We start from the raw sequence: 12841 nt of genomic DNA on the forward strand, positions 1-12841 counted from the left end.
CCCTGATGCCGAAACCCGTCACCACGCGCGCGTGCGTCCGGGCGGTAGTGGTGCGGTCGTAGTCGCGACGGCTGTGGTCTGTGGGCAGGATGGGCCCATGGACGCGAAACAGCGCATCGCCATCGCGGGTGCGTCGGGCCTGATCGGCTCGGCGCTCGCGCGCTCGCTCGTGGCGGACGGACACCGGGTGGTGCGCCTGGTCCGGTCCCGCGCCGAGTTCCCGGACGAGGTCGAGTGGGTCCCGGAGTACCAGTACGTGGACGTGGCGGGCCTCGCCGGCTGCGACGCGGTGGTGAACCTGGCCGGGGCGGGCATCGGCGACCACCGCTGGACGGACGCGTACAAGCGGGAGTTGCGGGACAGCCGGGTGCTCGGCACCGCCACGCTCGCCGCGGCCGTGGCCTCCCTCGACACCCCGCCGCGGGTCTTCCTGAGCGGCAGCGCGGTCGGCTACTACGGCGACACCGGCGACCGCGCGGTGGACGAGAGCGCCCCCGCGGGCGACGGTTTTCTGCCGTCCTTGTGCGTGGAGTGGGAGGAGGCGGCGGGCGCGGCGGTGGAGGCCGGGGTGCGCACCGTGTTCGCCCGCTCCGGCTTGGTCGTCTCGCGCCGGGGCGGCGCCTGGGGCCGGATGTTCCCGCTGTTCAAGGCCGGGCTCGGCGGCAGGCTCGGCGACGGCAGGCAGTACTGGAGCTTCATCTCGCGGCACGACGAGGTGGCCGCGCTGCGCCACCTCCTGGACACGGAGTCCCTGTCGGGACCGGTCAACCTGACGGCCCCGCACCCGGTGACCAACCGCGAGGTGACGGCGGCGATGGGCCGCGTCCTGCACCGCCCGACCCTGTTCCCGGCCCCCGAGCCCGCACTGCGCCTGGTCCTCGGCGAGATGGCGGCGGACGTGCTCGGCAGCCAACGGGTGCTGCCCACACGGCTCTCGGAGTCGGGCTTCCGCTTCGCGTTCCCGACGATCGACGACGCCGTACGAGCAGCACTGCACTGAGCCACGACCGGCGGCAGGGGTCCGGACCGCCGTCGCCGCGCCCCCACGCGCCCCGGCGTACGCCCGAAATGGGCTGTGCGCGACCGAATGCGACCTCGTGCGACCGTGCCCGGTGCATGCGCGACTGCACCTGACCGGATCCCCTCCTAACCTCGTGCGAACTCGGGTATTCCCGGGTCGAGTTGGGGCATCACGACCCCAACAGCCGCAACCTCGGGGAGGGGCACGTGCATGAGCCCGCGGAACAGGCGGACGTCGTCATCGTGGGAGCCGGGATCGCCGGGCTCTCCGCCGCACTCCAGCTGACCGAAGCCGGAGTGAGCACCGTCGTACTGGAGGCGGCCCCCACGGTCGGCGGCCGGATGAGCACGGAGCGGATCGACGGATTCCGGCTCGACCGGATCGGCCGACTGCTCTCCACGGCCGATCCCGAACTGCGCCGCACCCCGGCCCTGGACGCCCTCGCGCTGCGTACGTTCGCACCGGGCGTCCTGGTCCACAGCGGCGGCCGCGCCCACCGCACCTGGGAGGCCGGGAGCGCGCTGAGCGCCGCGCTCAGCGGCCGCCGGAGCGCGAGGGGCGCACGGGGCGCACTCACTGCCGCGCGTGCGCTGGCCGGCGCTCCACGGTCGTCACGGGCGCCGCGCCCCGCACTGCGCCCGCAGCGCACCCGCCCGGCCCTGGGCAGTCCGCTCGACCACGCCCGGCTCGGGGCCGCCCTGACCCGGCTCGCGGCCACCCCGGTCGACCGGCTGCTCGCGCGGCCCGAACTGTCCACCGCCCAGGCCCTGTCGACGCGCGGCCTGCCCGCCCGCACCGTCGACGGCTTTCTGCGCCCGCTGCTCGCCGCGCTGCTCTGCGACCCGGACCTGGACACGTCCAGCCGGTGCGCCGACCTCGCGCTGCGCGGCTTCGCCCGGGGGCGGCTCTGCGTGCCCGCGGGCGGCGCCGACACGCTGCCCGCGCTGCTCGCGGCCGCGCTGCCGCCGGGCACGGTGCACACCGGGGTGAAGGCCGTGGAGGTCGCCACCACCTCCGTACGCACCGCCGACCACGGTGAACTCCCGTGCCGTTCCGTGCTGTTGGCGACCGGGGCGCGGCAGGCCGCCGAGCTGCTGCCCGGACTGCGGATGCCGTCGTTCCACGCGGTGACCGTGCTGCACCACAGCGCCCCCGAACCGCCGCTCGCCGAGCCCGCGTTGCTCCTCGACGCGGACCGCTCGGGGCCGGTCGCGCACACCGCCGTGATGAGCGAGGTCGACCCGTCCCGGGCCCCCGCGGGCCGCGCCCTGATCACGTCCGCGGTCCTCGGCGCGCCCCCGGCCGAGCGCGAGGTCCGGGCCCAACTCGCCCGGCTCTACGGCGCGTCCACGGCGGACTGGGAGCTGCTCGCCGTCCACCACGACCCGGAGGCGGTCCCCGCGATGCCCGTGCCGCACGATCCGCGGCGCCAGGTGCGGATCCTGGCGGGGCTGTACGTGTGCGGCGACCACCGGGACACCAGCTCGGTCCAGGGTGCGCTGCACTCGGGGCGGCGGGCGGCGCGGGCGATCCTGCGGGACCTGGGGGTGCCGGTGCGATCGGGGGCACGCACGACGTCCGCGGCGGCCTGACCTTCTCCCCTCCCCGCCCCTCCCCGAAGTCCTGCGGAGCTTCGGGGGCCAGCCCCCGGACCCCCTCCCCCAAGCTCTCGGCTGCGCTCGAGCAGGGGAGACCCCCATCTCAAACGCCGGAGGGGCTGAATCAAGCCCCGACAGGGGCGCGGGGAACTGCGCGACCAGCCACGACGGCGCAGCAGCCGAACGAGCACCGCCGGAGGCTTTCGGGAAGGGACGGGGAGGGGAAGGATCAGCCGATCGCCGCCACCCGGTCCCGGTACCCCCGTACCGGCATCGCATCGCGGTACGGCTCGAGGCGGCGCTCGAAGTCCCGTACGTACTCGAGCGCGCGGGCCGAACGCATCTCCGAGGCCTGCTGCGCCGCCTCCGCGCCGAGCGCGCAGGCCTGGTCCAGCTCGCCGAGGCCGAGGCGGGCCGTGGCCAGGACGACCCGGCTGAAGAGGCGCGAGCGGGCGAACGCGGGCGCGCGCAGATGCAGCGAGCGCTCCGCGTGCTGCGCGGCCGACCGGTACTGCTGCAGATCGCGGTGGCAGTGCCCGAACTCGTCGGCGAGCTGCGCCTCGTCGAAGAACCTTGCCCAGTGCGGTACTTCGTCCCCCGGCCGGGCCGCTTCGAGGGCCCGCTCCGCCCGTACGAGCGCACCGGTGCAGGCGCGGACCTCGCCGAGCACGCCGTGCCCGCGCGCCTCCACCGCGTGCAGCAGCGCCTGCACCACCGGCGGCGCCGCCGCGCCCACACCCTGCTGCGCGACCCGGGCGAGCTGCACCGCCTCCCGCCCGTGCCCGAGATAGACCGCCTGCCGGCTCATCGTCACCAGCACATAGCTGCCGTACGCCCGGTCCCCCGCCGCCTGCGAGAGCCGCAGCGCCTGCACGAAGTACCGCTGCGCGAGTCCGTGCGCCGCGATGTCGTACGAGGTCCAGCCCGCGAGCCGGGTCAGGTCGGCGGCCGCCGAGAAGAGACGGCGGCCGATCTGCTCGCCGTACACGCCGCGCAGCATCGGCTCGGCCTCGTGCTCCAGGTACCGCACGAGGGCCTGGCGGGCGTGGCCGCCGCCGTAGGCGTGGTCGAGGGCGCGGAAGAGCTCGCCGACGGAGCGCAGCGCCGCGATGTCGCCGCCGGTCACCTTCTGGCCGGGGCCGCGCTCGGTCTGGCTGCGCTGCCGGGGCATGCCGGGCCGACCCTGCACCGGTACGCGGGCGGGCCCTGCCGGGTCGGCGCGGCCCACCCGCTCGTCGGCCCGGCCGATCAGCCAGTCCCGGCTCGGGACGACGAGGCCCGCCGGGGTGAAGGCGATCTTCTGCAACTCGGCGTGGCTGCCGGAGTCCTTGCGCCACAGGCCGCTGACGATGTCGACGGCCTCCTCGGGCGAGCCGGCGAACTCCAGGCCCGCGTAGACCGGGGCGCAGGCGTCGAGCCCGAGGTCCTGGGCGGAGAGGCGGCGGCCGAGTCTGCGGGTGAAGACCTCGGCGATCAGGGCGGGCGTGGTGCCGCGGGGCTGCTGGCCGCGCAGCCAGCGGGTCACCGAGGTCTTGTCGTAGCGCAGGTCGAGACCGTGCTCCAGGCCCAGTTGATCGACCCTGCGGGCAAGCCCCGCGTTGGAGAAGCCGGCCTCGGCGATCAGCGCGGCTAGTTGGCGGTTGGGCGTGCGCTGCGGGGGTCGATCCGTCATCGGCTCTGCGGTCTCCTGCCTTCCGGGCCGGGGTACAGCCCTCATGAACGGCGCGAATGTAACGGCCGCCGGAGCCCGCACAGCACCCCTGGCCTCGCATTCATCCGATCGTGTGAGGATCGGGCGGAGGGGGTGACGGGTTTGGGTCGCCACGGGCGACTCGAACGGGTTACGCGCCGGGTCGTACAGTGGCTCAGGGCGCGAAACGTGCACGGTGAAAGTTTTCAGGGAGGCGCTTGCCGTGAGTGAGCTGCGATTCGTACGTCTCGGCTTCGGCCGGGACAAGGTCGACTACGTGGAGGCCTGGGAGGAGCAGCGCCGGGTGCACGCCGCCCGCTTCGCCGACGAGGCGCCCGACACCTGCCTGCTCCTGGAGCACCCCTCCGTCTACACCGCGGGGCGTCGTACGGCCGACAACGAGCGGCCGCTGGACGGCACCCCGGTCATCGACGTGGACCGCGGCGGCAAGATCACCTGGCACGGTCCCGGCCAGCTCGTCGGCTACCCGATCCTGAAGCTGCCGCGGCCCGTGGACGTCGTCGCGCATGTGCGCCGTCTGGAGGAGGCGCTGATCCGCGCCTGCGCCGAGCTCGGCGTGGTGGGCAGCCGGGTCGAGGGGCGCAGTGGCGTGTGGGTGCTGGGCGACGCCAAGGACCCCGCGGAGCAGCAGCTCGGCGGGCTCTCCCTGGACTTCGACCCGCGGCTGCAGGACGAGGAGTTCGACCCGCGGCTGAACGGCCCGGAGTACGCGCCGTCCAACGCGGGCCAGCGCCGGGAGGACCGCAAGCTCGCGGCGATCGGCATCCGCGTCGCCAAGGGCGTCACGATGCACGGCTTCGCGCTGAACGTGAACCCGGACAACACCGAGTTCGACAAGATCGTGCCGTGCGGCATCCGGGACGCGGGCGTCGCCTCGCTCGCGAACGAGCTGGGCCGGGACGTCACGATCGAGGAGGTCCTGCCGATCGTCGAGAAGCACCTGCGGGACGTCCTGGAGAACGCGGAGTTGAAGCCCCGCGAGATCGTCCGGGAACCGGAGGCCCAGCCGGCCGCCTGAGCGGAGGGAACCCCGCGGGGAACCCGTGGGGAATGCGGGCCACCGTCCACAGGTTGGCCGCTAGGAAGAGCGTACGAACAACGGGCGTACCCTGGTGGACGCCGAAGAATCGAAGCTGTAGGGAGCCGGTCGTGTCCGCAGTCGCACCCGACGGACGCAAGATGCTGCGCCTGGAGGTCCGCAACAGCCAGACCCCCATCGAGCGCAAGCCCGAGTGGATCAAGACCCGGGCGAAGATGGGCCCCGAGTACAAGGACCTGCACAACCTCGTCAAGAGCGAGGGCCTGCACACCGTGTGCCAGGAAGCGGGCTGTCCGAACATCTTTGAGTGCTGGGAGGACCGCGAGGCCACGTTCCTCATCGGCGGTGACCAGTGCACGCGGCGCTGTGACTTCTGCCAGATCGACACGGGCAAGCCGCAGGCCCTCGACGTCGACGAGCCCCGTCGCGTCGGTGAGTCCGTCGTCAAGATGGACCTGAACTACGCCACGATCACCGGCGTCGCCCGCGACGACCTGGAGGACGGCGGCGCCTGGCTGTACGCGGAGACGGTGCGCCAGATCCACGCGATGACGGCGGAGCGCGCGGCCGGCCAGACCAAGGTCGAGCTGCTCATCCCCGACTTCAACGCCGAGCCCGACCAGCTGGCCGAGGTCTTCTCGTCCCGCCCCGAGGTGCTCGCGCACAACGTGGAGACGGTGCCGCGGATCTTCAAGCGGATCCGCCCCGGCTTCCGCTTCGAGCGCTCGCTCAAGGTGATCACCGAGGCCCGCGAGGCCGGTCTGGTCACGAAGTCGAACCTGATCCTCGGCATGGGCGAGACCCGTGAGGAGATCAGCGAGGCGCTGCAGGAGCTGCACGACGCGGGTTGCGAGCTCATCACGATCACGCAGTACCTGCGCCCGACCGTGCGCCACCACCCCGTGGAGCGCTGGGTCAAGCCGCAGGAGTTCGTGGAGCTCAAGGAGGAGGCCGAGGAGATCGGCTACTCCGGCGTGATGTCCGGACCGCTGGTCCGCTCCTCGTACCGCGCGGGCCGGCTGTTCCAGATGGCCGTCGAGAAGCGTGGGGAGTACGCGGCCTCGCAGGCCGTGTGAAGTCACGCACAAGTGACTACCGGCCGGTAACGGCCTTGGTGGCGCGGCCCGTTGCGGTCCCTGCAGGTAGGGGGCGCCGCACGGGCCGCGTCCGGCTTTCCGGGGGCTCGCGTCGCGCGCACATCACGGCTTCATGGGTGTTTGACCGGCTGGTCATGCGCTGGTAACACCAATCAGTGACGCTGGCACTACGCCACGTACCCCCCTCACCCCCCGCTCCGCCCGGTCTTCCAGAGAGGGACCCGCCATGCAGGCCGTGCCCGTACGCGCCACCGCCATCCCTTCCGTCACCGACGCCCTGCGCGCCGTCGAATCGCTCCTCATGGGCAGCGGCCAGCGCACCGCCCGCCGCAACGCGTGGTCCTCGGTCGTCGAGGACCGGCGCCGCGCCAAGGACCGGGTGGAGGCGCAGCGGGTGCTCGAAGCGGCAAGCACCGCCCGCACGTCGTAGTCCGTTCGAAGGGCACGTAAACTTCGAGTCATGGCGAGGAAGGACGACGCAGCGAGCGCTGCGAACGCAGGGCGGCTCAAGCAGATCGCCCTCACTTACAAGATGACCCGGCGGGCCGACTCCAAGATCGGTCTCGTTCTAGCCGCAGTGGGACTTGTCACCTTCGGTGTCCTTCTCGGTATCGGCTTTCTGATCGGGCACCCGGTTTATCTGGGCATCCTCGGCGTTCTGCTCGCCTTCCTGGCGACGGCGATCGTCTTCGGCCGCAGGGCCGAGCGGGCGGCGTTCGGGCAGATGGAGGGGCAGCCCGGTGCTGCGGCCGCGGTGCTCGACAACGTCGGCCGTGGCTGGACCACGACCCCGGCGGTGGCGATGAACCGCAGCCAGGACGTGGTGCACCGCGCGGTCGGCAAGGCCGGCATCGTGCTGATCGGCGAGGGCAACCCGAACCGGCTCAAGGGCCTGCTCGCGGCCGAGAAGAAGAAGATGTCCCGGATCGTCGTCGACGTTCCGGTGCACGACTTCATCGTGGGCGACGGCGAGGGCCAGGTCCCGCTGAAGAAGCTTCGTACGACGATGCTGAAGCTCCCGCGCGTGCTGGCCGGTCCGCAGGTCACGCAGACCAACGACCGGCTGAAGGCGATGGGCGACCTGATGAGCAACATGCCGCTGCCGAAGGGTCCGATGCCCAAGGGGATGCGGATGCCCAAGGGTGGGCCCAAGATGCGGTGACGCCGGCCGCTGGGTTACTGGTTTTTACGTCTGTACGTCCGCTACGTCGATGGGGCGCCGGGAAGATCCCGGCGCCCCATCGACGTGCGTGGTCGTTCTCGTGCCGTCGGCTCGGGCACCGTGATCGCCCTCCGGGCTCGTCCTCAAGCGCCGGACGGGCTGGATTTGGCTGGTCCGAGCAAGCACCGACGGGCTGGGCTTGGCTGGCCCGAGAAGGCCCAGACGGGCTGGGTTTGACCGGGCAGCCCCAGAACGCCCCGACGGGGGATCAGCCGGGGCGGACGTGAACCTGGGCGGGGTGCCTGGGTCAGATGCGGACCTGGATCGCCTTGGCCAGGCGGTCGTGGAGGCCGCGGCCGTCTCGGTCCCAGATCAGGGCCGGGATCGCCAGGCACAGGAGCAGGCTGCGGAGCAGGACGCGGCCGACGCCCAGGCGGCTGCCGTCCTCGGACACCACGCGAAGGCCGAAGAGCCGCTTGCCGGGGGTGGAGCCGATCGTGCCGACGGTGAGCGCGCTCAGCACGAAGAAGACGCCGAGGGCCCAGTTACCCATCGCCTGCTGGTTGCCCTGAGCGAGGAGGCCGTATGCGATGAGCATGCAGCCCGCCCAGTCGACGACGACCGCGCCGAAGCGGCGGCCGAGCGGGGCGATGGCGCCGGGGCCCTCCTTGGGGAGGCCCAGCTGCTGGCCCCGGTAACCGAAGTCCGCGCCCATGTCCTCGGCCGCCTGGCGGGGGCCGGAGAGCCACGATCCGATTGCCTGTCTGTTGTCCACCCGTCCACGGTACTGCGCCCCCTTTCGCACCCGGGCGGCTGGGGTCGTGGAAGGGCGCTCGGCCCGTCAGTCGGTTAACTTCGACGAAACAAATGGGTCATGCTTGAGAAATCCCCCGTCCTTATGGTCAGGACCAGCGTGTGCCACCGCACTGGCAGCACTCAAGCGAGACAGTCCCCGGCTCCACCCCGGACCGGGAAGTAGGAGGAGCCGGATGTTCCAGAACGCCGACGATGCCAAGAAGTTCATCAAGGACAATGACGTCAAGATGGTCGACGTCCGGTTCTGCGACCTCCCGGGCGTGATGCAGCACTTCACGATCCCGGCGACGGCGTTCGACCCGTCCGAGGAGCTGGCCTTCGACGGCTCGTCGATCCGCGGCTTCCAGGCCATCCACGAGTCGGACATGGCGCTGCGCGCCGACCTCTCGACGGCTCGGGTGGACCCCTTCCGCCGCGACAAGACGCTGAACATCAACTTCTTCATCCACGACCCGATCACGGGCGAGCAGTACAGCCGTGACCCGCGCAACATCGCGAAGAAGGCCGAGGCGTACCTCGCGTCGACCGGCATCGCCGACACCGCGTACTTCGGCCCCGAGGCCGAGTTCTATGTGTTCGACTCGGTCCGCTTCGAGACCTCCGCGAACCAGGGCTTCTACCACATCGACTCCGAGGCCGGCGCCTGGAACACCGGTTCGGAGGAGAACAACCGCGGCTACAAGGTCCGCTACAAGGGCGGTTACTTCCCGGCCCCGCCGGTCGACCACTTCGCCGACCTGCGCTCCGAGATCTCCCTGGAGCTGGAGAACGCCGGTCTGCAGGTCGAGCGCCAGCACCACGAGGTCGGCACCGCCGGCCAGGCCGAGATCAACTACAAGTTCAACACGCTGCTCGCCGCGGCCGACGACCTGATGCTCTTCAAGTACATCGTGAAGAACGTCGCCTGGCGCAACGGCAAGACCGCGACCTTCATGCCGAAGCCGATCTTCGGTGACAACGGCTCGGGCATGCACGTCCACCAGTCGCTGTGGCAGGGCGGCTCCCCGCTGTTCTACGACGAGCAGGGCTACGCGGGCCTCTCGGACATGGCCCGCTACTACATCGGCGGCATCCTCAAGCACGCCCCTTCGCTGCTCGCCTTCACCAACCCGACGGTGAACTCGTACCACCGCCTGGTGCCCGGCTTCGAGGCCCCGGTCAACATGGTGTACTCGCAGCGCAACCGCTCTGCGGCCATGCGTATCCCGATCACCGGCTCGAACCCGAAGGCCAAGCGCGTCGAGTTCCGCGCGCCGGACCCGTCCTCCAACCCGTACCTCGCCTTCTCGGCGCTGCTGCTCGCGGGCCTCGACGGCGTCAAGAACAAGATCGAGCCGGCCGAGCCGATCGACAAGGACCTGTACGAGCTGGCTCCCGAGGAGCACGCCAACGTCCAGCAGGTCCCGACCTCGCTCCCCGCGGTCCTCGACGCCCTGGAGGCGGACAACGAGTACCTGCAGCAGGGCGGCGTCTTCACGTCCGACCTGATCGAGACGTGGATCGACTACAAGCGCACGAACGAGATCGCCCCGATCCAGCTGCGCCCGCACCCGCACGAGTTCGAGCTTTACTTCGACCTCTAAGCCGCGGTTTCCTGAAGGCCGCCACCCGCTTCCGGGTGGCGGCCTTCGCCGTGCGGTCGGCAGGGCTGGAGACGGGCGACGTCAGGCAGTGGGCGGCTCGGGGATGCGCCAGGTGATCCGGAATCGTTCGGCGTCCGGCAGCCCGTAGTGCCCCACCGGACTTATCTGCTTGATCAGGTAGCCGAACACCATGTGCTGCGCCTACTCCGACACCTCGTCCCAGGTGTCCGGAGTCACGATCATCAACTCGCGCAGCAAGCTCGGGGCCGACTCGCTCTCCAGCATCTCCGCCCTGTCGTCCCGGTCCATCGTCTCGTCGCTGCGCATGGCGTGGATGGACTCCGCGAGGAGGTTCGGCTCGCGGCCGAGGCGTCGGAGCAACTCCTGGCAGCCGTAGCGAAAGGCCGCTCGGGCTTCCATGGCCTCCCGGTCGGGGTTGCGGTAGCCATACGGTGCGCCCTCGTCCGCGCCGACGTAGTCGCCCTTGAGCAGGTGCAGCAGGACACGTAGCGCGTGCTCGGCTCCAAGCTCCTCGATCAACTGCGCCATCCCATGGACCCATTGGTCCTCGGCTATCAACGGGTTCGTGCGGGGCGGCCAGCGAAGGGTGGATCTCGATGGCGCTGAAGGGGTTGATCAACATTCCCATGGCCAGTTCCGGCGTCCACTTGCCGTCCTCACTGCCCCAGCCGGTGTTGACCAGCTCCTGAAACGACTTCAGGGCACCGGCCTCCCCTTCCCCGATCGCGCGCCACAGCCGCCGGAGCCTGCCCGTCTCGGACTTTTCGTCACGGCCGCAGAGACCGGCCAGTACCACGACGATGTCGTGGACGGTCTCCCAGCGCGGCACCCGGGACCCGTTGAGAGTGGTGCGTACGGTCTCGTGGCTGGCCGCCGACAGCCGCTCCTCGCGACGCTGGATGAGCTCGCTCAGCTTCCGGAGACTCACCCCTCCTGCGGCACGGTGGAGTTCCTGCAGGGCTTCGGTCAACTCACCGTGCGCGCCTGCTGGTTGAGGTGGAGCGGCGTCAGGGTTCACAGGGCCTCCTGCCTGCTCAACATGTCAAGTTCCGGCTCTACGCTAGGAGCGGCCGGCCGAGGGCGCGTCAGTGTGCGTCAAGTTGTCCGGCCGCGCCGTCAAACCGTGACTCGCGGTCGGCCGGCGGGACAAGCATGGGACTGGCGCCGATGGAGCGCCTCGTCGAAGGAGTTGCCCCCATGCACATCCCCGCCTACGCCCACGACTTGATTCGCGCAGCCTTGCCCGGCATGCCCACGTCCCGACAGGTGGGCGGTCTCGAATGCTGTCTGTGCAGCGCAGCGTTCGGCGAGGAGCTCGCTGCGATACCGCTCGGCCCGACACCGACGTCCGGCCTGTTCGCCTGCAGACCTTGTCTGGAGCTCTTGGTGAAACGGGCACGGCGCGCCCGCGACGCTGCACGGGCGCAGGGAGCCGAGCAAGCCCGAGCGGAGTCGGCCGAGTGGTCGTCGGTGCAGAGACGGCAACTCGCCCGCCTCGACAAGGTGCGGCAGGCAGCGGAGTCCGTGGCCGCGCTCGCCCAGAACGACGACACCGAAGCACTACGGATCGCCTGGCTGCTGGTGTCACTGGAATCGGCGTACGCCTGGCTCCCGGAGACGCCCGAACCGCCGGCCTCTGTGGAGCACAGGGACGGAGAGCTGGAGCAAGCTGCGTTTCGTCTCGACCTGGCCATGGTCACAGCGCGCGAGGCGGTGGCGGAGAGGCTCGCCCACCACCTGATCGACCAAGCGCAGCCCGAAGAGCCGGAGTTGTGCGCGGAGTTGGACTGCCCCGGAGGCTGTACGGGTCGACACCGCTCCTCGCACATCGATTGCGGGCCGGAAGCCGTTTTCGACGACCTTGTGGAACACGGGATCGTCGTCGAACCACCAGAACCCGAACCCTTGTCGCCCAGGTTCGCGGCCCTCCTGGAGCCCCATCAGGCCGAGGAGAAGCGCACACCACTGCCGGACCTGGAGGAGCAAGTACCCGTTGTCCTGGCGCACTTGGGCGTGGACGTCTCTGACACAGACGTACTGCTGAGCGCGGCGGTCGGCCTGGTCGCCGACGCGTGGCGCGAAGGGCCGCTGGACTTCATCCACGCTGCGGAGGGCGGGCCGAACGACGGCGAGATCTTCGCCCAGAGCGTCGATCTGTACCGCAGGGCGCACAGGGTGCTCGTCTCCGACCGGGACGACGGCCCCGAGGCGCTGCTTCCGTTCACGGCCGTCGCCTCGGACGTGGATCTTCCATGGGCCGGGGGTTCACGCTTCAAGCTGCGGACGGCGACGGTGTCCGGATCCCGAGGCGAGGGCGGGCCCGCGACGGAACCCGAGGAGGACCCCGTCACGGAATTCGTCCGCCCCGTCGACGACCGCGTGTGGTTCACGGCAGAGGTGATGCGTGAACAGGGCTGGCGTGCGGGCTTGTTGCACAGGGCGGCCTCCGCAGCGTTCAAGGCGTCCCACCACTTCGGCATGCCGGGCTGGCCCGCCGCTGTCGTTGCGGCGATGGAACGGCTCGACAGGCTGGACCGTACGAAAGCACCCGAAGCTCTGGCCGATCTCGCGACTGTCGAGGCCGCGCTGCTGGAAGCGCCCGACCGGTTGGGGGCGGACGCCCTCGACCGGCTGGCCCGACACGGCCTGTTCGGCTGATGTCGATGAAGTGGGACGACGTGACTCTGGTCGTGCTTGCCGCGTCCGGATGCATCACGCTGCTGCTGACGCAGATCAGCGAGGTCCTTTCACGGCTGCCGGAGATCATCCGTGCGTGGCGGCACGTACGCCGTG

The 12841-nt window shown here is 70.9% G+C and carries 11 protein-coding genes; 8 read left to right on the forward strand and 3 right to left on the reverse strand.

Going from position 1 to position 12841, the window contains the following annotated elements:
• Positions 1 to 97: 97 nt before the first annotated feature.
• Positions 98 to 1000, forward strand: a complete 903-nt coding sequence (locus QIS96_RS04695) for a TIGR01777 family oxidoreductase (protein ID WP_282541060.1) — start codon at positions 98 to 100, stop codon at positions 998 to 1000.
• Between the two features lie 227 nt (positions 1001 to 1227).
• The gene (locus QIS96_RS04700) at positions 1228 to 2613 is read left to right on the forward strand and encodes an NAD(P)/FAD-dependent oxidoreductase (protein ID WP_282541061.1); all 1386 of its coding nucleotides are present in this window, start codon (positions 1228 to 1230) and stop codon (positions 2611 to 2613) included.
• A gap of 235 nt (positions 2614 to 2848) precedes the next feature.
• Here QIS96_RS04700 and QIS96_RS04705 read toward each other — a convergent pair whose 3' ends face one another.
• Positions 2849 to 4291 carry a regulator gene (locus QIS96_RS04705; protein ID WP_282541062.1) on the reverse strand — a complete coding sequence of 481 codons (1443 nt, stop codon included), beginning with the start codon at positions 4289 to 4291 and terminating at the stop codon, positions 2849 to 2851.
• A 241-nt stretch (positions 4292 to 4532) separates the two neighbouring features.
• Between QIS96_RS04705 and lipB the strand changes: the two genes are divergently transcribed.
• The 4 genes from lipB to QIS96_RS04725 all read left to right on the forward strand — a co-directional run bounded on the left by lipB (position 4533) and on the right by QIS96_RS04725 (position 7628).
• Positions 4533 to 5348 carry a lipoyl(octanoyl) transferase LipB gene (lipB, locus tag QIS96_RS04710; protein ID WP_282541063.1) on the forward strand — a complete coding sequence of 272 codons (816 nt, stop codon included), beginning with the start codon at positions 4533 to 4535 and terminating at the stop codon, positions 5346 to 5348.
• A 131-nt stretch (positions 5349 to 5479) separates the two neighbouring features.
• Positions 5480 to 6445, forward strand: a complete 966-nt coding sequence (lipA, locus tag QIS96_RS04715) for a lipoyl synthase (RefSeq protein ID WP_282541064.1) — start codon at positions 5480 to 5482, stop codon at positions 6443 to 6445.
• Positions 6446 to 6692: 247 nt separating this feature from the next.
• On the forward strand, positions 6693 to 6896 hold the full coding sequence (locus tag QIS96_RS04720; RefSeq protein WP_282541065.1) for an SCO2195 family GlnR-regulated protein: 204 nt from the start codon (positions 6693 to 6695) through the stop codon (positions 6894 to 6896).
• A gap of 30 nt (positions 6897 to 6926) precedes the next feature.
• Positions 6927 to 7628 (forward strand): DUF4191 domain-containing protein, encoded by a 702-nt coding sequence (locus QIS96_RS04725; RefSeq protein WP_282541066.1) that lies wholly within the window; start codon positions 6927 to 6929, stop codon positions 7626 to 7628.
• Between the two features lie 307 nt (positions 7629 to 7935).
• On the opposite strand, the gene QIS96_RS04730 is transcribed toward QIS96_RS04725, so the two are convergent.
• Positions 7936 to 8403: an RDD family protein gene (locus tag QIS96_RS04730; protein ID WP_282541067.1), complete on the reverse strand. Its 468-nt coding sequence runs from the start codon at positions 8401 to 8403 to the stop codon at positions 7936 to 7938.
• Positions 8404 to 8617: 214 nt separating this feature from the next.
• On the opposite strand from QIS96_RS04730, the gene glnA reads away from it, so the two are divergent.
• Positions 8618 to 10027: a type I glutamate--ammonia ligase gene (gene glnA / locus QIS96_RS04735; protein WP_282541068.1), complete on the forward strand. Its 1410-nt coding sequence runs from the start codon at positions 8618 to 8620 to the stop codon at positions 10025 to 10027.
• Between the two features lie 201 nt (positions 10028 to 10228).
• On the opposite strand, the gene QIS96_RS04740 is transcribed toward glnA, so the two are convergent.
• On the reverse strand, positions 10229 to 10576 hold the full coding sequence (locus QIS96_RS04740) for a hypothetical protein (protein WP_282541069.1): 348 nt from the start codon (positions 10574 to 10576) through the stop codon (positions 10229 to 10231).
• A gap of 942 nt (positions 10577 to 11518) precedes the next feature.
• Here QIS96_RS04740 and QIS96_RS04745 point away from each other — a divergent pair.
• Positions 11519 to 12706, forward strand: a complete 1188-nt coding sequence (locus QIS96_RS04745) for a hypothetical protein (RefSeq protein WP_282541070.1) — start codon at positions 11519 to 11521, stop codon at positions 12704 to 12706.
• The last annotated feature ends 135 nt before the right edge of the window (positions 12707 to 12841 follow it).

It is taken from the genome of Streptomyces cavernicola (genome assembly GCF_029968035.1).
GTDB classification, from domain to species: Bacteria; Actinomycetota; Actinomycetes; order Streptomycetales; family Streptomycetaceae; genus Streptomyces; species Streptomyces cavernicola.

Coding starts and splice junctions, on each gene's coding strand:
- QIS96_RS04695 (WP_282541060.1), top strand. CDS start 98: ATGGACGCGAAACAGCGCATCGCCATCGCGGGTGCGTCGGGCCTGATC.
- QIS96_RS04705 (WP_282541062.1), bottom strand. CDS start 4,291: ATGACGGATCGACCCCCGCAGCGCACGCCCAACCGCCAACTAGCCGCG.
- QIS96_RS04720 (WP_282541065.1), top strand. CDS start 6,693: ATGCAGGCCGTGCCCGTACGCGCCACCGCCATCCCTTCCGTCACCGAC.
- QIS96_RS04725 (WP_282541066.1), top strand. CDS start 6,927: ATGGCGAGGAAGGACGACGCAGCGAGCGCTGCGAACGCAGGGCGGCTC.
- glnA (WP_282541068.1), top strand. CDS start 8,618: ATGTTCCAGAACGCCGACGATGCCAAGAAGTTCATCAAGGACAATGAC.
- QIS96_RS04740 (WP_282541069.1), bottom strand. CDS start 10,576: ATGGCGCAGTTGATCGAGGAGCTTGGAGCCGAGCACGCGCTACGTGTC.